The following is an 18,922-nucleotide window of genomic DNA, read 5'->3' on the forward strand; positions in this document are numbered from 1 at the left end:
GAGGAATGTTATAATGTTTCAAATTCGCCAGGATTACCCTCATGTCTGTCAGTGCTCTTCCCTACCGCCAGCACAACCACGATGCCTGCATTGCTGATGCACTGGCCGACGCCCGGGCCATCTGCCAGCGCCAGAATGCGCGGCTGACCGCTACCCGGGAACGGGTTCTGGAACTGATCTGGCAATCCCACCGTCCCCTGGGCGCCTACGATGTCCTCGCCATGCTGGCACAGGACGGACATAACGCGGCGCCACCCACGGTTTACCGGGCCCTGGACTTCCTTCAGCAATATGGTCTGGTTCACCGTATCGCCTCACTGAACGCCTTTATCGGCTGCACCCACGCAGGCACACGGCACCAGGGCATGTTCCTGATCTGCCAACAGTGCGGCAACGTGCTTGAACTGTCAGCACCGGATGTCTCTGACGCCATTGAAGGTGCCGCCGCTGATGTCCATTTTCGCCCGGACAGTGTCGCGGTTGAAGTCTCAGGCTACTGTCCCCGGTGCGTGGACCACAAAGATGAATGATTCCCTGGCAAGCCTGCAACAACTGACTGTTGCCTTCGATAAACGTGTGGTGGTTGACCGGGTCGACCTGACCGTCAGCCGGGGGGATATTATCACCGTCATCGGTCCCAATGGCGCCGGCAAAACTACCTTGATCAAGGCGATTCTGGGGCTCCAGAAAGCCACGCGGGGGTCCATCGTCCTGAAACCCGGCCTGACTCTCGGCTATGTGCCCCAGTACCTTAGCCTCGAACCCACTCTGCCGTTAAGTGTGCGGCGATTCATGTTACTCAGCGGGCAAAAACTGACGGCCTGTCGGGAAGCGCTGGCCAAGACCGGGGTGGCACACCTGCTGGATGCCTCAGTGCATCATCTGTCCGGCGGTGAAAAGCAGCGGCTGCTACTGGCGCGGGCACTGGCACGGAAACCTGATCTTCTGGTGCTGGACGAACCAGCCCAGGGCGTGGATATCAACGGCCAGGCGGCCCTGTACGATCTGATCCGCAATCTGCGGGACGAACTTAACTGCGGTGTGCTGATGGTATCCCATGACCTGCATCTGGTGATGGCTGCCACCGACAAGGTGATCTGCCTGAACCAGCACATCTGCTGCAGCGGCTACCCGGCGGACATTTCCCACGACCCGGCGTTTATAGAAACCTTTGGTCAGCCCGTAGCCGAGAGCCTGGCGGTCTACCACCATCGCCACAATCACAGCCATGACCTGCACGGCGATGTGGTGGACAGGGGCCACCACAAACATCACAGCCATGCGACCGATGACAGTCATCAAGGGTGCGATCATGCCCATCATTGATGCCTTGCTGGATGATTTTTTCTGGCGCGCACTGATTGGTGGCCTTGGCGTTGCCCTGGTGGCAGGCCCGTTGGGCTGCTTTGTGGTCTGGCGGCGAATGGCCTATTTCGGCGACACCCTTGCCCACTCGGCGTTGCTGGGTATTGCCCTGAGCTTCCTGATCAGTGTGCCGCTGAACCTGGGTGTTATTGTCACCTGCGTTGTTCTATCACTGGTGCTGGTGGTATTCCAGCGCAGCCGTGCCCTGGCCACCGACACCCTGCTGGGTATTCTGGCGCACAGTGCGCTGGCGATCGGCCTGGTGGCCCTGAGCTTTATGCCGGATGTCCGGTTCGACCTGACTGGCCTGCTATTCGGCGATCTGCTGGCCATGAGCCGCACTGACCTGCTTTGGATATACGGTGGTGCTCTCGTCATTCTGGGCCTGCTTGCGGTTTTCTGGCGCGGCCTGTTGATGAGCACCATTCACGAGGAGCTGGCGCGGGTCGAGGGCTTATCGGTAGAAACCCTGCGGCTGGTACTGATGCTGATGTTTTCCATCGTGATTGCGGTGGCCATGAAGATTGTCGGCGTGCTGCTGATCACCGCCCTGCTGATCATTCCCGCGGCCACTGCGCGGCGGCTGGCGGGCAACCCTGAACACATGGTGGCACTGGCGATCGGTTTCGGATGCGTGGCGGTGACAGGGGGGCTGTCCATGTCGTGGTTCCTCGATACACCGGCGGGGCCGTCCGTGGTGGTCACCGCCTTCTGTGCTTTTTTGCTGGTCTACGGCAGCGCCCGGCGGGCCCCCGCATAAAACCTGACCTTTAAACAGACAGTTCTTCAACCACCGCCTCTGGTTTACAGTTGAACCAGAAAATTCCACCACATCGGAGGCGGTAATGGATGACCACACGGATGCACCGGCGTCGCCTAACACCCTGTCGCGACCATTGTTTACGCTGACTGGGCCACCACTGCTTATTATTCTTGCCGGCCTGCTGATGACCGCCATCGCCGCTCAGTCGCTGGGCCAGTACGCCCGGGAGCATTCGAAGAGGATGACCGAGGCCCAGCACAGCGCCATCGTCAACGCCGCTCACGCTGCACTAGCTTCGGCACCCGGCCCGGCCGGTTTTGATTCAGGGTTTGTCGACCAGATCCCAAACCAGATGTCGGTTCGCATTGACGCACTGGAACAGCACACCAATTCGACGGTTTTCGAAGTCAATACAGGCAAGCCAAGGGCCCAAGACCATACCCTGCGATCGAGTCTTTCCCAGCCTTCGGGGCAATGGCTGATCACCTCGATTCCTGACCGGGCCGTATTCGAACAGTCCGTTCGTGAATCGGCCATCGTAACCTGGGTTTCCGGCACAATGCTGAGCCTTTTCGGAGCCTTCGTCTGTTTGATGGTGGGTTTGCGCTGGTTTAAACAACTGCAGGTCTCGTCCGCCATCCGTCGCGAGCAAGAGGCCCAGAACCAGCACCTGAGCAACCTGCAGACCGAAAAAAGAATCCTCAGAAAAGCATTGAACGATAGCGAGCAGCGCAGCCGGGACCTGGTGTCGCTGTCTGGCGCCATTGTCTGCGAGCTTGATGAACAGGGGAAGGCAGGGTTCGTGTCCACCGGCGTTGTCGACGTACTCGGCTTTGCTCCGGCAGACCTGACGGACGTTGAGGTCAATCAGCTGATTGCGGATAGCGACCGGGAGATTTTCGACCAGACCCTGAATGCCGCCCGTCAGACCCGCCAGCTACAACAGGCAGAACTGAACCTGACCAATGCTGAGCATCAACGGATTCCGGTGACCCTGAGGGTTCTGCCCCTGCATGACACCCTGCATGGTTTCAGCGGCTTCCGCCTGAGCATGCATCCCACACCGGTTTAGCGTAAAAGGCACTAAAGCGGCCGCAACACCTCGTGCAGTCGCCCGGAATCCACCAGTTCCATAAACTCGTCGCCGAGCTGGTCACTGGCAGCAATCGCCTGTCGCCAGACTTTTTCCCGCCCGGCGTCATCACCCGCGTATCGCTCAAAATCCTTACGGTCCGGAAGCTTCCTGCCAGGCAGCGAATCAAGGTATTCCCGTGATGGCGACACCAGCAGCACGTCCTGCAGCCTGGTGGCATCGCCCCGGCGCCAGGGCAGGGATTTATCAAACCAGCCGGGCACCACACGATCGGTGAAATGGGGATAAAGGATCACGCCCGGCTGGTCATAGGGCAGATCAAGGTGGTAATCCAGTAGACCGCCATCGCGGTAGAGCCCATCGGGGGCGCCGGGGATGTTACGCACACCGGACATCACCATGGGAATCGAGGCGGACGCCAGGAGTGCCGGCATCAGATTGTCACGGCTGAGAGGCACTTCATGACTGGGGAAATCCACCAGTTTCGACACGGGCACCCTGGCCCGACCATCGTGAATAATACCGCGCTCCATAAACCGGCCCAGATGCCTTCGGCTGACCATGTTGGCGCTGATCGCATTCATCAGTCCCAGACTCAGCCGGCCTTTTGTGTCGTGCTCAAGCATGCCCCGGCTGCGGACCACCACAATACTGAGGCGATAGAAAGGATGGTTCAGAATCCGGTCTTCACAACCGGCCAGCAGTTCTTCCAGAAACAGCGTACTTTTACGACTGACTTCCGCCATGCTGACGCCTTTGGCAAAACGTTGGGCGGTGTAAAGTTCTGCCAACCTTGCCAGCTGGGCCCTGGGGTCGTCGGTTGACGCCACCGCAGCAAACCGCCAGCTACCAATAGACGAGCCGATCAGCGATCGCGGCTGCTGTGCCCGCGGCAAAAAATCACCAAAAATGGCCTTATCCAGCCCTGAAATACCCAGCGCCTTCGGCCCGCCGGCAGCGCCGGGAATAACGTGAACATCTGCGGCGGACAAAGGCTGGCTTTTCAGCCGTTCGAACGCGCGGCGCCCGGCGCGGAACGTCAAGGCTGGGGCTCTGGTGTGTACAGCGGTCATGGAAGCTCCTTATCAATGCCGTTACAGTTTAGCGAACTGGCTTCAGCCGGGCCACAGTGCCAGCCGGCGCCCGCCCGAACTGGGTCTGTCATCTTCCAGAGACCATGCTAGACTCGAATAAAGCCTGATCAGGGAAGCGGGCGACGACTCTAAGGGAGCGGGAACGGGCTGTGAATCCTCTTGCGGTTGCTGAAAAGCTGGACACGAATCCGACGCTGACGGTGCTCGGTTTCAAGCACCAGATCGTCTACCACCTTCACTTCTGGGCTTTTGTAGCGGTTGTTCCGCTAGTGCTGGTGCAATGGCGACAGAACCACCCCCTGCTGGCATCGCTGCTGGTCCTTTTCTGCCTCAATGCAGTGGCCGTGATCGCGTTTCTGAAATTCCGCGGCCACTATTTCCTCAAGGGGCGACTGTTCCCGATTCTAGCGGTTATCTGCGCTATCTACTCTACAGCCATCAACGGCCATGCCGGTCTGTACTGGGCTTACCCCGCGGCCGCGGCGTTATTTTTCCTGCTGCCACTGCGGGAAGCGACGGCCTTTAACATTCTGTTTGTGGTTGGTATGTCGGTGGTGTCATTCGTCAAGTTTCCGGAAGCGGACTTCTGGCGAATTACTTTCTCCCTGGGGCTGACCTGCCTGTTTGTAATGATCTTTGCCTGGCTGGTTGGCCGCCTGCAGACAGAATTGACCCGGCTGGCAACCACAGACCCGCTTACCGGGTGCCTCAATCGCTCACAGCTGGCAGATGTTCTGAATGTGCAGATCCAGATGCGTGAGCGCTACGAGCGCGTATGCAGCATCATTCTGATGGACCTGGATTACTTCAAGCTGATTAACGACCGCTGGGGCCACCTGGCCGGGGACCTGGTCTTACAGGAGCTTCCCAGGCGCATCCTGCGGCGACTTCGGGAGAGCGACCAGCTGTTCCGGGTCGGCGGTGAGGAATTCATGATTGTTCTGCCGGAAACCCGCCAGAAAGACGCCGACCAGCTGGCCCACGAACTTCTGACCAGCATCAGCGCGACGCCCTTCTGTGAGGACATCAAGGTTACAGCCAGCGCCAGTGTTGCAGAAGTCGGGAAAGGCGAAACCTGGTCAGTCTGGCTGAACCGTGCGGATCAGGCGCTTTATCTGGCAAAGGACCGGGGGCGAAACCAGGTCGTCAGCGCTGCCAGACCGGGGGAAGAGATGCCCGCCGAAACCGCAACTGAAGGCCCACTTCCGGGTCAGTGATGCTGTTTCCAGAATTCACGCCAGGCCCGGTACACTTCACCGGCACTTTCAAAATGCGGGTAGTGCCCGACATTTCTCAGGCTGACTACATCCGGTTCGGTAATCAGTTCCCGATAGCGCCTGGCCATGGCAGCGCCCGATACCGGGTCGGCAACGCCAGAGATCAGTCTGAGCGGCTGAGTCGCGTTCTGCAGTGCGCCCACCCACCGATTGCGGTGGCAGCGCCGTTCTTCCATGAAGTGAATCAGCCGGTGCAGGATGCCGCGGCCGTTGTTGTAGGTCAGCAAATACCAGAAATCGTCAAGGTCATTCTTTTCGGGCGGCCGACCAGGTGAAAACAGGCGGGTGAAACTGCGCTCGAACGTACGGCGGGTTAGCCCAAGGCTGATCAGGCCACCCAGCGGGCTATGCAGTAGTTTCTGGATCAAAAGAGGATTGTGGACTTCCGGAAACAGGGCACCGTTAAGGAAACACACCTGCTGAATGTGAAAAGGCAGCAAGCCCTCCTGTTCCCTGGCCAGCAGTTCCTGGGCAACGCTGCTGCCATAATCGTGAGCAAACAGACTGACGGATTTCAGCCCAAGGCCGGTAATCCAGCCTTCAAAAAGGTCCGCCTGATCTTCAATGCTGTAATCGTACAATGGCGGCTTGTCGGAAAATCCGAAGCCCAGCATATCCAGCGTCAGAACCTGATGATGCTGAGCCAGCATAGGCCAGAGACGGTTCCAGTCCCAGCTTGCGGTGGGAAAACCGTGCAGAAGAACAAGTGGATCACCCTGCCCGGCCATTCGGCTGAAAATGGCATAGCCACCGTAGGAAAACCATTTCCCCTGCTGCTGCCAATGCTCCAGATTCTCGTTTCCCGCACCCGGCGCGCGCTCGCCAGACGCGTCCGGCATGACCTGTTCCATTTGGAATTCCCGAAACCAACCCTGTTCCTGAACTCTAAAGGAAAGCAGCACCGGCTGCCAGAACTCAGGTAGCAAACTGCGAACAGTCGCGATAACAGTGCTTGCCCCTGACAGTGGTCTTTTGCAACCAGCTGTTCGTATTTTGCTTGTAGTGAGGGTAATGGGGAACTGTACAGAGTGGAGCAGCGGACCGAATTCCCTTAAGCTCTCGTCACTGAATGACACAACAACACCGGAAAACACTATGACCAACAAGCTTGACGACCTTGCCAGCCATTACCAGCAGATCATTGCGGGCATTGGCGAAGATCCCCATAGAGAGGGTCTTCAGGACACACCCGTCAGAGCCGCCAAAGCCATGCAGTTTCTTACCCATGGCTACCAGCAGAATCTTGAAACACTGGTAAACGGGGCGGTGTTCGAGTCCACCATGGATGAGATGGTGGTGATCAAGGATATCGAGCTGTACAGCATGTGTGAGCATCATCTTCTGCCGTTTATCGGCAAGTGCCATATTGCCTACCTGCCCCAGGGCAAGGTGCTGGGCCTTTCAAAGTTTGCCCGTATTGTGGATATGTATGCCAGGCGATATCAGATTCAGGAAAATCTGACCCGTCAGATCGCTGAAGCGATTGAGTCGGTCACTGGCGCCAAGGGCGTCGCGGTGGTTATCGAAGCTAAGCACATGTGCATGATGATGCGGGGCGTTGAAAAGCAGAACTCCAGTATGAAGACATCCATGATGCTGGGCCAGTTCCGCAAGTCCCAAGCCACGCGGACTGAATTCCTGACTCTGATTCGCGACCACTGAAACCGCCAGGAGCTGCTTGAATGACTGACTTCAGAACAACCCACGAAGCCACGGTGCAGATCAAGGATCTGCTGCTTCGGGCCTACATCGGCATCAAGGATGAAGAAATCAATAACCAGCAGGATGTGGTGATCAATGTGCGTCTGACCTACGATGCCACTGATGCGATTAATCTGAACGAAATCAGCGCGGCCCTTAATTATCGTACCATCACCAAACAGATCATCGCCCACGTGGACGGTAACCGCTTTGCCCTGCTTGAGCGCATGACTCACGAGGTGCTCACCATTGTTATGGAGCATCAGCCCGTTACCTGGGCCCGGGTAGAAATCGACAAACCCCACGCACTGCGCTATTCGGAGTCTGTTTCCATCAGCCTTCAGGCCAGCCGGTAACCTCTGCCGGCTGTCTCGCCCCGAACTCTTCTGGCATACTCACCGGCATTGACGGTCGGCTTTATCTCATGGCTCCTTCAGGCTGTCGCTGAAAGCACGGATTCAGCAGAGGGTGCTAGAGATCGATCTTTAAGCCCAACTTCCGGTTACCATAGGCAGTAACCCCGACTGTTTTCGCAATCAACCGGAGCATTCTGTGCCCAGACCTGTGTCAACGCTCACCCTGATCGCCAGGGCATTATTGCATCCGGGCTTTCCTGCGCTGACTTTCATAGTGTTTCTGGCTATTGCCATGGGCTTGCAATATGGCATAAAAAAGCAGGACCGCCAGAGCCTCCAGCATAGCCTGGATAATCAGGCCCAACTGATTGCACAGCGGCTTGAGCGGGATTTCCTGATTCATGTTGAAGCGATCCAGCGTATGGCAGAAAGGCGGGAAGCCAACCCTTCCCTGAACCAGGCGCTATGGTCAGCTGATGCCCGCAACTACCTTGAAGATTTTGGCGTGTATCAGGCGATTGAGTGGATTGATTCGGATTACGTCATCCGCTGGCTCGAACCGCTGAACGATAACGAAACGGTTGTTGGTTATAACGTCGCTTTCTCACCTGAACGCCTTGCAGCCCTCCAGGAGGCCAAGGCCACCGGCAACCTGGATCTTTCCGGGATTATCGACCTGAAACAGGGCAGCAAAGGCCTGGTAATCTATGCGCCCGTGGGCCGCGGGGCCTCCAATAACGGCTTCATCGCCGGTGTTTTCCGGATGGACGTGCTGGCCAGTGAACTGTTGGCACCGGATTCCGCCGACCCTCTGCAGATCAATATTCTGAACGGTGGCAGGCTGGTTTATGAACTCAACGCCGGTATCAATGCCGATCAGCGATTCTCCAGTGAAGCCAAAGTCAGCCTTCCCACCCTTGACTGGTCATTGTTGATCACTCCATCAAGCCGATGGGTCAGGAGTCAGCTCAGCGACTGGCCCCGGGTGACCTTTCTGGTCATGCTCGCCATGGGTATTCTCACCAGCCTTTCGACACTGCTGGTTCAATTGATTCTCAAGCGTAATCAGGCGTTGCTGAAAACCCGCATGGAACTGGACGAAGAGATCAGCCAGCGTCAGGCCGTGCAGCAGGACCTGCAGCGCCTGGAAACCACCGACACCCTGACCGGCCTGGCCAATCGCCGTTTCTTTATGGAAGATCTGGCCCACACCCTGAGTATGGCGGATCGTCAGATGCGCCAGGTAGCCCTGATCCTGATCGATCTGGACCGGTTCCAGACCCTGAATGATTCGTTAGGCCATCAATTTGGGGACGAACTTCTGATCAAGGTGTCCGAACGTCTGAACAACCTCAGCGACGAGCGTGTTTTCATCGGTTATTCCGGCGGCGATGAATTCATGATCTGCCAGCAACACGTCGAAAACGTGGATGATGTCATTTTCCTGCTGGGTCAGATAAAACAGTGCTTCGCAGAAGAGTTTGAGGTGCAGGGCCAGCGCCATGGCATCACCGCCACCATGGGTGTGGCCGTGTACCCCCAGAGCGGTCTGGATGCCGACACACTATTGCGAAACGCCGACATTGCCCTGTACCGCGCCAAGGACCAGGGCCGCAATACCTATCAGTTCTACACCGAGGGCATGCAGGACCGTGAGGTTAGCCGCCTGGAGCTGGACAAGGACATCAGCCAGGCGCTGGCAAAGGACGAATTTGTTCTTTACTACCAGCCTCAGCTGGACCTGCGTGACTCTTCCATCAAAAGTGTGGAAGCACTGATTCGGTGGCAGCATCCCCGCAGGGGGCTGGTGCAGCCGATGGATTTTATTCCCCTGGCGGAAGAAAGCGGGCGCATCACCGACATCGGGCACTGGGTGGTCATGGCCGCCTGCAAACAACTGGCTGCCTGGCGTGACACGCCCTTTGCCCACCTTCGTATCGCCGTGAATCTGTCCGGCCGGGAGCTGGACGACGAACACATTGTGGATCATATCCAGTCGTCCCTGGAGGCCAACGGCGTGCCTCCAGACCGGCTGGAGGTGGAACTGACGGAAGAGGTCTTCATCCAGAACATTGAACACAACATGAACCAGCTTACCCGCCTGCATCATCTAGGTGTGCACCTTGCGATTGATGATTTCGGCGTTGGCTATTCTTCCCTGGGCTATCTGCGGAATTTCCCGGTTGATCTGCTGAAAATAGACCGTTCGTTCATTACTGATGTGATGGAGCGCCATGATGACGCAGTGATTACCCGGGCGGTGATCAATCTGGCCCATAACCTGGGCATCGAGGTGGTGGCCGAGGGTGTTGAAACCGCTGAACAGCTGCGGTTCCTGAAAAATCACCGCTGCGATCTGATCCAGGGCTACTTTATCAGCCGGCCGGTGCCTGCTGACGAACTTGAGAAAGCTCTGCGCAGTGGCAAGCTGGAATATGAGGTTCCGGTCGGCAGCTGATTGAAATAGGCGCTGTGAATCACCACTATTCCGGTATCAGTTTTCGAGGTGCCGATTCATGAGTTCAAATTATCTGACGTCAGAGCAGGATGGCCGGTTGCGGCGGTGGGAATCCCTGAACAAGGGCTATTTCATTTTTGCGTTTTTTGCCCTGATTGTGATTCTGGTTTTCAGCAGTCAGTTGGGACTTTCCAGCGGCGAAAGTTGGGGGCCTTTGGGTGTTCTGATTGCGGCGCTGGTGACGCCTATCATTATTCTGCAGATGCGCCTGGCCTGCCCGGCCTGTGGGCAGAAGATTGGCTGGCAAGCGAAGCTGATGGCCCCGGACCAATGCAAAGCCTGCGGCACCTTCCTTCGCGCGAAAGATTCCTCTTCCTGAAAAAAACCTTTGACCTGTGAGTAGCTCACAGGTTTTAGGCTATCCTTATAGATAGTTCCAGCATTCACGACTGGGTGCCATTCGTGGATGGCGAGAACTGACTTCCGAAACACGCTGTAAATACGTCCCTGTACGCTTGGGCTCCGCCATCCATGGCTCCGCACAGTTTCGGAAGTCAGTTCTCGCCACCCACTTGTTCAACTTGATGGGTAACGGGGCTGATTCATGAAAGTCAAAGAACTTGCTGTGGGAGCGGGGGTTAACCCGGATACGGTCCGATTCTATACCCGGGAAGGGCTGCTAAAACCAACCCGGAACCCGGACAACAACTACCAGCAGTACGATGCTGAAGATCTACGGCGGCTGCGGTTTGCCCGCAAAGCACGGCAGCTGGGGTTTTCCCTACCCGAGATTCGTCAGATTCTGGAGCAGGCTGACGATCACTATTCGCCCTGCCCGATGGTTCGGGATGTGTTCCAGCAGCGCCTTGCAGAAGTGGAGCGTGAAATTGCCGAGTTGCAGCAGCTTCGCAAGCGGATGACGGCGGCGCTGTCCGCCTGGCAGGAGATGCCGGATGGTACGCCAGACGGCCACACCATCTGCAGATTGATTGAACGCTGGGACGATACGGTTCCAGACACAGGTAACAAGGGGTGATACTCCATGAGTGAGAACACTGAACTAGAACCCGCGCTGTCGATTTCAGGTGCGTCCTGTCAGGGCTGTGCGCGCAAGATCAGCCGGGCGCTCGAGCCGTTGACGGGCAGTGCCGACCTGGTCGGCGTGGATCTGGAGAAACAGACGGTCTCCCTGCCCGATGGCATAAACGCGAATGAGGCGGCCCGTGTCGTGACCGAGGCAGGTTACCCTGCGGTCCCGATTGCGGAGTCGTCCGTTAGCGAGTCGCCTTCACATGCCAGTCATGAACACGCGGATCATCACACGCACGGGGAACCTGGGCACAAGTCCCAAAAAGCCAAACCCACGAGCAACGGGGGCGGCGATCAGATCCATCTGACGGTAACCGGCGCCACCTGTGCGTCCTGTGTGAATACCATTGAGAAAGCCCTGAAGTCGGTGGATGGCGTGACCGGAGCCCACATGAATCTGGCGGACAATACCGCCACGGCTACCGGGCATGCAGACCCGCAGACGCTGATCAAAGCGGTAGAAAGCTCCGGTTACGGCGCCAGTGTGATCGAGGATCCGGACGCGGCGGACGAGCAGAAGGAGGCAGAAGACCGCAAGCAGTACAAGTCCCTGCTGGTGAAGATGGCCATCAGTCTGGGGCTAGGTCTGGGTCTGATGATCTGGGGCATGGGCTTTGGCTCGATGATGGTGACTGAAGACAACCAGATGACCTGGTTGATTTTGGGCGCTATCACTCTGGTGGTGATGGCTGCGACCGGCGGTCACTTCTTCACCGGCGCCTGGAAGGCGTTCCGTCATCACAATGCCAATATGGACACACTGATTGCTCTGGGTACGGGTACCGCCTGGCTCTATTCCATCGTCGTGGCCAGCATTCCGTATGCGCTGCCGGAAATGGCGCAGCATGTGTATTTTGAGGCGTCAGCGATGATCATCGGCCTGATCAATCTGGGTCAGGCGCTGGAGCTTCGTGCCAAGGGCAAGACGTCGGAAGCGGTGCGCCGGCTGCTGGATCTGCGGGCCAAGACGGCGCGGATCATTCGCGATGGCGAGGAACAGGACCTGCCGGTTGAGCAGGTCCAGGTTGGCGACCAGATCCGAGTGCGCCCCGGTGAGAGCGTGCCGGTAGACGGAGAAATCATCGAGGGCAGCACCCGTATTGATGAAAGTATGCTCACTGGCGAACCCATGCCGGTCAGCAAGGGCGAAGGCGACGAGGTGTCTGCCGGCACCCTGAATACCCACGGGTCGATCATTTACCAGGCGACTCGAGTGGGCAGCGATACGGCGTTGGCCCAGATCATCCGTCTGGTGAAGAAAGCCCAGGGCTCGAAGCCTGCGATCGGGCGACTGGCGGACAAGATTTCATCGGTATTCGTGCCGACCGTCATGCTGATCGCTGTGGTGGCTGCTCTGGTCTGGTACAACGTCGGGCCGGAACCGGCGGTGGTGCATATGATGGTGGCCGCCACCACGGTGCTAATCATCGCCTGCCCTTGCGCTCTGGGCCTGGCTACGCCCATGTCAGTCATGGTCGGTGTTGGTAAAGCCGCAGAATACGGCGCGCTGATCCGCCAGGGCGATGCCCTGCAGACCGCCGGCAAGCTGGACCTGGTGATTCTGGATAAAACCGGCACCATCACCGAGGGCCACCCGGCTGTAACCCGTTTCCATGCCATCGATGGCGATTCCAACCGTTTGCTGGCTGTGGCTGCCGGGGTGGAGCAGCATTCGGAACACCCACTGGCTGAAGCCATTATGGCGAAAGCCAAAGCCGAAAATGCCAGCCCGGAACAAGTGACCGGTTTCAAAGCCCTCAACGGCAAAGGCGTGACCGGTAGACTGGGCGGCCAGACGGTGCGCCTGGGCAATCGCCGCTGGATCGAAAAAGAGGGCATCGAACTGGCCGGGCTTCAGGAAGAAGCGGATGCCATTACCTCCGAAGCTGGCACTCCGCTGTTTCTGGCCCTGGGCAATAAGGCTCTGGGGGTGATCGGGGTGGCGGATGCGGTCAAACCGGACTCCGAGGCCGCCATCCGCCGCCTGCACGACGCCGGCATACGGGTAATGATGGTGACCGGCGATATAGACGCCACCGCCAAAGCCATTGCCCGGAAAACTGGCATTGATGACTATCGAGCCGAAGTGCTGCCGGAGGACAAGTCCACCATTGTCAGTGAAATGCGCGGCAAGGGTTTCACCGTAGCCATGGTGGGCGACGGCATCAACGATGCCCCGGCACTGGCCGCGGCAGATGTGGGCTTTGCCATTGGCACCGGCACAGATGTCGCCATTGAAAGCGCTGGTATCACCCTGATGCGGGGTTCATTGCACGGTGTTGCGGATGCCATTGAGATATCTCGCGCAACGGTTCGTAATATTCATCAGAACCTTTTTGGGGCGTTCATCTATAACACGCTGGGAATTCCGGTGGCCGCCGGCCTGCTGTATCCGATCTGGGGCATACTGATGAGCCCTATCATTGCCGGTGCCGCCATGTCAGCATCGTCGGTCACGGTGGTCACCAACGCAAACCGGTTGCGGCTGTTCAGAACCAGCAGCCGTGCTGATCACACCACCAGCAAGGAGGGAACCCAATGAGCACATTTCTGGTCAATGCTGGAGGACTGACCCTGATGGCCGCCATCGTCTGGTGGTTCTGGCTCTCGCCCTCTGACGCCAATGGATCAAAACAGGATCATAGCCATCATCACTGAGGTAATATCATGAAGAGACACATGCTGGCCCTTGGCCTGGTCGCCACGTTTACCCTGAATGGCCAATTGCAGGCAGATGAAGCCCTGCAGGACATTCATGTCTACAAATCGCCCACCTGCGGTTGTTGTACTGACTGGGTCGATCACCTGAAAGCCAATGGTTTCAATGTGGAAGTCACTGAAACCAACAACCTGAATCCTATCAAGCAGGATGCCGGGCTGAACCCATCACTGGCCAGCTGTCACACCGCCTTTGTCGGCGATTATGTGATCGAGGGCCATGTGCCGGCCAACGACATTCACCGGTTGATCTCCGAATCACCGGATGCGAGAGGGTTGGCCGTACCAGGTATGCCGGTTGGTTCTCCGGGAATGGAAATGGGCGACCGCAAGGACCATTACCAGGTGCTGATGTTCAACGAAAGCGGCCAGACACGGGTCTTCTCGGAACATAACTAGCCTGACCTGTCGCCTTTGCCCCCGCTGACTGTCCCGGTCACTGGCTGTGACCGGGACATTAACCCCGTGTAACGGGTCTGACTCGTACCGCCATAACCGGTATACTCCGGCGCATCATTCAATTTTTATCCAGTCAGGTTCCGTTCATGCTCAATGCCGACGCCCTAAACCAGTTGCGCCAGCTGAAATCCGATATTGAAGAACACAAGGTGGTGTACCCCGGTACCGTTAAAGCCACCAACGGGCGCTTCGGATTTGTAGCACTGGACGATGGGCGGGACGTGTTCCTGCCGCCGGAAGAAATGCAGAAAGTGCTGCCCGGCGACCGGGTGAACATTACCGTGCAGGAAGGCGACAAGGGCAAAACCCAGGGCCTGGTAGACGAACTGCTGCAATCAAAACTCGATACCTTTGTCGGCCGCTACATCATCCGCGGAAAAGGCCACTTTGTCGCCCCTGAAACCCCGGGCATAAACCGGTGGATTTTCATCCCGCCCCAGGAACGCCAGAACGCCGAGCCTGATGACTTTATCTACTGCAGGATTCATCGCCACCCGATCAAGGATGGCAAAGGCCAGGCAAAAATCCTGAAAGTGCTTGGCAAAGCCGGAGACACCGGCATAGAGCGGGCCCTGACCCTGGCCACCTTTGACCTTCCGGACACCTGGCCGGATGCGGTTCAGAAACAGGCCGAAACACTGGATGAAAGCGCCATTAACGCGCTCAAGGCGGACCGCGAGGACCGTACGGATCAGCCCTATGTAACCATCGACAGCCCTGGCACCCAGGATATGGACGACGCACTGCTGGCCGAACCCAACGCCACCGGCTGGAAGCTGTCTATTGCCATTGCCGACCCCACCGCGCTGATTGAACCGGGCTCACCCGCAGAACAGGAAGCCTTCCGTCGGGCCACGGCGATCTACTTCCCCGGCGAGCCCCTGCCCATGCTGCCAGACAGCCTGAGCACTCGCCTGTGTTCGCTGATGCCGGACGTCGACCGGCTGGCACTGGTCTGCGACCTGCAGGTCAACAACGATGGCAGCCTGGGTGATTACGACTTCCACCTGGCGACCATCAAATCCCAGGGCAAACTCAGCTACGAGCTGGTGTCCAATTTCATCGACGGCCGCATCGACGATGACATCAAGGCTCTGCCGGATGCCATCACCAACAGCCTTGACCAGCTACATCAGGCGGCCACGGCGCTGCGAAAATGGCGGGCAGAACATGCACTGCTCAGCGCTGACCGGCCTGAATTCCGCTTGCGCCTGGATGAAAACCGCCGGGTACGCCTGATTGAACCTTCGGTACAGAATGAAGCCCACCGCCTGGTGGAAGAATGCATGGTGGCGGCAAACCGCTGTGCCGCGGACTTTCTGGGCAAGCAGACCAGGGGGCTGTTTATCCAGCACCCCGGGCTTCGTGAGGACCGGGTGGATAATATCAGGTCATTGCTGGAAGGTTATGCGCCGCAGCTAGGCGGGCTGGCAGTCCATCAGGCAGATGGTTTTCGGGACCTGATGAAACAGGCCGACGGGCTTGAGGCCGAGGTACCGGTGAAAACCATTATTTCCCGGCAACTGGCCCGGGCAGAGTTGTCGTTTACCCCGGCCCCCCACCAGGGAATGGGCCTGAGCGCCTACACCACCTTTACCTCGCCGCTGCGAAAGTACACCGATTTTCACGTTCACCGGCTGATCAAATCGGTACTCTGGAACACGCCGATGTCAGAGCTGGATGACGCTCGGCTGGAAGAACTTCAGCGGACACAGCTGCACGCCCGGCAGGCCGCCAACAGCCTGGAAAGCTGGCTTAAATCCGACTTTGCCAGAACCCTGGGCGAAGGCGAATTCACCGGAACCATCAGCCGCACCACGCCTGCCGGCTTCTTCGTACGCCTGGACTGCAATGGGCTGGAGGGGTTTGTCAGCTGCAAAACCCTGGACGGCAAATTCAGCTTTGACCCGGTCACCCTACGCCTGACCCACAACAAGAACGGTCGCATTTTCCAGCTCGACCAGCCAGTGACCGTCTGTTTTGCCGGTGTAGACGATGAGCGCAAACAGATCCTGCTCGCTCTGAAAGAATCCGCTTGATAATCTGCGCCTGAGCCACCACCGTAGATGATATAGGCAGGATTATTCCGGAGGTGGCCAGAATGCCCATCAGCCCTGACGAGTTTCTGAAAAAATACGGCTTCGACAAAGACGATGAAGAGCGCGACCACAGCCTGCGACACAACGCCATGGAGCACGCAAAACATCTGCGTCGGCCGCACGCGGGCACACCTCACGACTGGGAAGAGTGGGAGCGCTTCAAACAGGAGCACCCTGACGAGGTGGAGGATGACGAGCAGAGCGACAAGGATTAGCGCTCTGCAAGCATCTCGGACAGCCTTTCATCCTTGGCCCGCCACTGCTCTGCCAACCAGTTCTTCACGTTCTTGCGATGCTCGGAATCCGTTGCGTAATCCCGCCCTTTGAGATGATCCGGGATTCTCACGGTATCAATTTCCATCTTCACTTCCCGGGTTCTGCCACACAGAAAATCCCAGAAACTGGGTGCACCGCCGGGATAGGCGATGGTCACGTCCACCAGGGTTTCAATGGTGTCCCCCATGGCATCCAGCACAAAAGCGGCACCGCCAGCCTTGGGCGTCAGCAGGTGAGTGTACTTTGATTTCTGCTGGTGGTGCTTGGCCTGGGTAAAGCGCGTGCCTTCCACGAAATTCATGATGCTGACGGGCGTGTAGCGGAATTTCTCGCAGGCTCTGCGGGTGGCTTTCAGATCTTCACCACGCTTTTCCGGATGCTTGATCAGGTATTCACGGCTGTATCGCTTCATGAACGGGAAATCCAGCCCCCACCAGGCCAGGCCGATCACCGGCACCCAGATCAGCTGCTGCTTCAGGAAGAACTTCAGAAACGGCGCCCGGCGGTTAAACACCCGCTGCATGGCAAAAATATCCACCCAGCTCTGGTGGTTACTGAGCACCAGATACCAGCTTTCCCGCTTCAGTTTCTCGTCGCCGTGCACCGTCCACTTGGTGTTATGGGTCAGCCTCATCCAGCCGGTGTTGCAGGCCACCCAGGATTCGGAAATCCAGATAATCAGGCGGGTACACAGCACCCGGAAGCCTTGATGGGGAATGATCAGCTTGAACACAGCCGGGATGTACAGCAGCACACACCAGAAGACGGTATTCAGCCCCAGCAGAACCGAATTGATGACACCAATAACCGTGGCGGGCAAAAAACTGAGCATGGGGATCCTGTTATTCTGTTTGTTTCGATGGCCGGATTTGACCGGTTTGCCAATGGCATTGGACGATTGTGCCATAGGTAAAGCCGTTAGGCTGCTCTACCATCGTCGGCCTGAAATTCCCGTCCACCCTTAAGCCTGCAGATCCACTATGCCCAACCTGTTCAAAAACGCCTATGACCGGATCTTTAACGCCGCCAGCATGGTGCAGGCAGGTAAAACCCCGTTTGAAGTGCTGCACAACGATGGCCTGGTCAGCCTGCGCTACTATCCGCCGCTGACCGAAACCACCATCGAACTGGACGACCTGACCATCCCCGTGGAACCAACCCGCCATAAAACCCCGGTTGTGATCGTTCCGCCGCTGGCGGTGAACATGCTGATCTACGACCTGTTCCCCCAGCGCAGCCTGGTGAGATTCCTGCGGGCCAAGGGCTTCGAAGTCTACCTGATCGATTGGGGCATCCCCACCCGCGAACACAGCCACTATAACCTCCACACCTACGTCGCCGAACTGCTGCCTGCCGCCCTGAACCGGGTGCGGGAACACAGTGGCGAACAGGAACTGACCCTGCACGGCTGGAGCCTGGGCGGCATGTTCACCCTGTTCTACTCCGCGCTCAGCCGCGACCAGCACATCCGCAACGCCATAGTCTTGGGATCCCCCATCGACAGCCACGCCTCCGGCGTTCTGGGGCTGATCTACCAGGGCTTCTCCGGCGCCGCCGATTTCGTCCAGAAACGTACCGGCTTCCGACTCCACGACATGAAACCGGACTGGTTCCACAGCCCCGGCTGGGCCAACACCATCGCCTTCAAACTCACCAACCCCATCGGCAGCTTCAAAGGCTACTGGGAACTGCTGGTCAAACTCGGCGACCGCGACTTCGTCGCCGATCATGCGACAACGTCTGCCTTCCTGGACCGAATGGTCGCCTACCCCGGCGGTATCGTTCAGGACGCAGTGGTAAGACTCTGGATCGCCAACCAGCCCTCCACCGGCAAAATCCAGATCGGCGACGACGTCGCCCGACTCGACAACATCAACGCCAGCCTGTTCGCCATCGCCGGCGAAACCGACACCCTGGCCATGCCGGATGCGGTCGGGAAAATCCAGCAGCATATCCGGTCAGAAGATGTGACGTTTCGCGTAGTGCCGGGCGGGCATATGGGGATACTGGCGGGCAGTAAAGCGCCCAAGGCAAGTTGGCTGGAACTTGCTGAGTGGTTGGCCGAGCGTTCGGACTAACATTACCTATGGATCAGTCTTTTCTGGATACCACTTGAGGAGCCGGGGTGGCTGGGGTGTCGGGGTTGTTCAAACTGTGCGGAGCCATGGATGGCG

Annotated in this window: 18 protein-coding genes; 15 read left to right on the plus strand and 3 right to left on the minus strand. The window is 57.9% G+C overall.

Annotated features, from left to right (window positions below):
* Positions 1-41 precede the first annotated feature (41 nt).
* The 4 genes from E5Q11_RS14390 to E5Q11_RS14405 all read left to right on the plus strand — a co-directional run bounded on the left by E5Q11_RS14390 (position 42) and on the right by E5Q11_RS14405 (position 3,200).
* The gene (locus tag E5Q11_RS14390) at positions 42-530 is read left to right on the plus strand and encodes a Fur family transcriptional regulator (RefSeq protein WP_135804139.1); all 489 of its coding nucleotides are present in this window, start codon (positions 42-44) and stop codon (positions 528-530) included.
* Positions 523-1,326, plus strand: coding sequence for a zinc ABC transporter ATP-binding protein ZnuC (gene znuC / locus E5Q11_RS14395; protein ID WP_135804140.1), 804 nt, complete (start codon positions 523-525; stop codon positions 1,324-1,326). Before E5Q11_RS14390 ends, znuC begins: the two co-directional genes overlap by 8 nt.
* Positions 1,313-2,125: a metal ABC transporter permease gene (locus E5Q11_RS14400; protein WP_135804141.1), complete on the plus strand. Its 813-nt coding sequence runs from the start codon at positions 1,313-1,315 to the stop codon at positions 2,123-2,125. The genes znuC and E5Q11_RS14400 overlap by 14 nt, the downstream gene beginning before the upstream one ends.
* Before the next feature lie 85 nt (positions 2,126-2,210).
* Positions 2,211-3,200, plus strand: a complete 990-nt coding sequence (locus tag E5Q11_RS14405; protein ID WP_135804142.1) for a PAS domain-containing protein — start codon at positions 2,211-2,213, stop codon at positions 3,198-3,200.
* Between the two features lie 11 nt (positions 3,201-3,211).
* Here the strand turns inward: E5Q11_RS14405 and E5Q11_RS14410 are convergent, their stop codons facing one another.
* Positions 3,212-4,294, minus strand: a complete 1,083-nt coding sequence (locus E5Q11_RS14410; protein WP_135804143.1) for a patatin-like phospholipase family protein — start codon at positions 4,292-4,294, stop codon at positions 3,212-3,214.
* 170 nt (positions 4,295-4,464) lie between these two features.
* Between E5Q11_RS14410 and E5Q11_RS14415 the strand changes: the two genes are divergently transcribed.
* Positions 4,465-5,532, plus strand: coding sequence for a GGDEF domain-containing protein (locus E5Q11_RS14415; RefSeq protein ID WP_135804144.1), 1,068 nt, complete (start codon positions 4,465-4,467; stop codon positions 5,530-5,532).
* On the opposite strand, the gene E5Q11_RS14420 is transcribed toward E5Q11_RS14415, so the two are convergent.
* Complete coding sequence (locus E5Q11_RS14420; RefSeq protein ID WP_135804145.1) at positions 5,526-6,443, minus strand: alpha/beta fold hydrolase; 918 nt, start codon at positions 6,441-6,443, stop codon at positions 5,526-5,528. The two genes, E5Q11_RS14415 and E5Q11_RS14420, sit on opposite strands and share 7 nt — an antisense overlap.
* 244 nt (positions 6,444-6,687) lie before the next feature.
* On the opposite strand from E5Q11_RS14420, the gene folE reads away from it, so the two are divergent.
* The 9 genes from folE (at position 6,688) to E5Q11_RS14465 (ending at position 16,687) form a co-directional block, all read left to right on the plus strand.
* Positions 6,688-7,254: a GTP cyclohydrolase I FolE gene (gene folE / locus E5Q11_RS14425; protein WP_135804146.1), complete on the plus strand. Its 567-nt coding sequence runs from the start codon at positions 6,688-6,690 to the stop codon at positions 7,252-7,254.
* A 20-nt stretch (positions 7,255-7,274) separates the two neighbouring features.
* Positions 7,275-7,649, plus strand: a complete 375-nt coding sequence (gene folX / locus E5Q11_RS14430) for a dihydroneopterin triphosphate 2'-epimerase (RefSeq protein ID WP_135804147.1) — start codon at positions 7,275-7,277, stop codon at positions 7,647-7,649.
* A 196-nt stretch (positions 7,650-7,845) separates the two neighbouring features.
* Positions 7,846-10,107 carry a bifunctional diguanylate cyclase/phosphodiesterase gene (locus tag E5Q11_RS14435; RefSeq protein ID WP_135804148.1) on the plus strand — a complete coding sequence of 754 codons (2,262 nt, stop codon included), beginning with the start codon at positions 7,846-7,848 and terminating at the stop codon, positions 10,105-10,107.
* Between the two features lie 58 nt (positions 10,108-10,165).
* Positions 10,166-10,486, plus strand: coding sequence for a hypothetical protein (locus E5Q11_RS14440; RefSeq protein ID WP_135804149.1), 321 nt, complete (start codon positions 10,166-10,168; stop codon positions 10,484-10,486).
* Between the two features lie 225 nt (positions 10,487-10,711).
* The gene (locus E5Q11_RS14445) at positions 10,712-11,143 is read left to right on the plus strand and encodes a MerR family transcriptional regulator (protein ID WP_135804150.1); all 432 of its coding nucleotides are present in this window, start codon (positions 10,712-10,714) and stop codon (positions 11,141-11,143) included.
* Between the two features lie 6 nt (positions 11,144-11,149).
* Positions 11,150-13,738, plus strand: a complete 2,589-nt coding sequence (locus E5Q11_RS14450) for a heavy metal translocating P-type ATPase (protein ID WP_135804151.1) — start codon at positions 11,150-11,152, stop codon at positions 13,736-13,738.
* Positions 13,739-13,863: 125 nt separating this feature from the next.
* A complete protein-coding gene (locus E5Q11_RS14455; RefSeq protein WP_135804152.1) occupies positions 13,864-14,313 on the plus strand; it encodes a DUF411 domain-containing protein in 450 nt (149 codons plus the stop codon).
* 146 nt (positions 14,314-14,459) lie between these two features.
* A complete protein-coding gene (locus tag E5Q11_RS14460) occupies positions 14,460-16,412 on the plus strand; it encodes a ribonuclease R family protein (protein ID WP_135804153.1) in 1,953 nt (650 codons plus the stop codon).
* A 62-nt stretch (positions 16,413-16,474) separates the two neighbouring features.
* Complete coding sequence (locus E5Q11_RS14465; protein WP_135804154.1) at positions 16,475-16,687, plus strand: hypothetical protein; 213 nt, start codon at positions 16,475-16,477, stop codon at positions 16,685-16,687.
* Here E5Q11_RS14465 and E5Q11_RS14470 read toward each other — a convergent pair.
* Positions 16,684-17,580 (minus strand): acyltransferase, encoded by an 897-nt coding sequence (locus E5Q11_RS14470; RefSeq protein ID WP_135804229.1) that lies wholly within the window; start codon positions 17,578-17,580, stop codon positions 16,684-16,686. The genes E5Q11_RS14465 and E5Q11_RS14470 overlap by 4 nt on opposite strands.
* Positions 17,581-17,728: 148 nt before the next feature.
* Between E5Q11_RS14470 and E5Q11_RS14475 the strand changes: the two genes are divergently transcribed.
* Positions 17,729-18,826 carry an alpha/beta fold hydrolase gene (locus tag E5Q11_RS14475; protein ID WP_135804155.1) on the plus strand — a complete coding sequence of 366 codons (1,098 nt, stop codon included), beginning with the start codon at positions 17,729-17,731 and terminating at the stop codon, positions 18,824-18,826.
* Positions 18,827-18,922 lie beyond the last annotated feature (96 nt).

The sequence above is a fragment of the Marinobacter confluentis genome (assembly GCF_004785685.1).
GTDB classification, from domain to species: domain Bacteria; phylum Pseudomonadota; class Gammaproteobacteria; order Pseudomonadales; family Oleiphilaceae; genus Marinobacter; species Marinobacter confluentis.

Bases quoted from the DNA above. Each gene is read 5' to 3' on its own strand.
- E5Q11_RS14400 (WP_135804141.1), top strand. From the start codon at position 1,313: ATGCCCATCATTGATGCCTTGCTGGATGATTTTTTCTGGCGCGCACTG.
- znuC (WP_135804140.1), top strand. From the start codon at position 523: ATGAATGATTCCCTGGCAAGCCTGCAACAACTGACTGTTGCCTTCGAT.
- E5Q11_RS14450 (WP_135804151.1), top strand. From the start codon at position 11,150: ATGAGTGAGAACACTGAACTAGAACCCGCGCTGTCGATTTCAGGTGCG.
- E5Q11_RS14465 (WP_135804154.1), top strand. From the start codon at position 16,475: ATGCCCATCAGCCCTGACGAGTTTCTGAAAAAATACGGCTTCGACAAA.
- E5Q11_RS14420 (WP_135804145.1), bottom strand. From the start codon at position 6,443: ATGGAACAGGTCATGCCGGACGCGTCTGGCGAGCGCGCGCCGGGTGCG.
- E5Q11_RS14390 (WP_135804139.1), top strand. From the start codon at position 42: ATGTCTGTCAGTGCTCTTCCCTACCGCCAGCACAACCACGATGCCTGC.
- E5Q11_RS14410 (WP_135804143.1), bottom strand. From the start codon at position 4,294: ATGACCGCTGTACACACCAGAGCCCCAGCCTTGACGTTCCGCGCCGGG.
- folX (WP_135804147.1), top strand. From the start codon at position 7,275: ATGACTGACTTCAGAACAACCCACGAAGCCACGGTGCAGATCAAGGAT.
- E5Q11_RS14405 (WP_135804142.1), top strand. From the start codon at position 2,211: ATGGATGACCACACGGATGCACCGGCGTCGCCTAACACCCTGTCGCGA.
- E5Q11_RS14455 (WP_135804152.1), top strand. From the start codon at position 13,864: ATGAAGAGACACATGCTGGCCCTTGGCCTGGTCGCCACGTTTACCCTG.
- E5Q11_RS14460 (WP_135804153.1), top strand. From the start codon at position 14,460: ATGCTCAATGCCGACGCCCTAAACCAGTTGCGCCAGCTGAAATCCGAT.
- E5Q11_RS14445 (WP_135804150.1), top strand. From the start codon at position 10,712: ATGAAAGTCAAAGAACTTGCTGTGGGAGCGGGGGTTAACCCGGATACG.
- folE (WP_135804146.1), top strand. From the start codon at position 6,688: ATGACCAACAAGCTTGACGACCTTGCCAGCCATTACCAGCAGATCATT.
- E5Q11_RS14440 (WP_135804149.1), top strand. From the start codon at position 10,166: ATGAGTTCAAATTATCTGACGTCAGAGCAGGATGGCCGGTTGCGGCGG.
- E5Q11_RS14470 (WP_135804229.1), bottom strand. From the start codon at position 17,580: ATGCTCAGTTTTTTGCCCGCCACGGTTATTGGTGTCATCAATTCGGTT.
- E5Q11_RS14475 (WP_135804155.1), top strand. From the start codon at position 17,729: ATGCCCAACCTGTTCAAAAACGCCTATGACCGGATCTTTAACGCCGCC.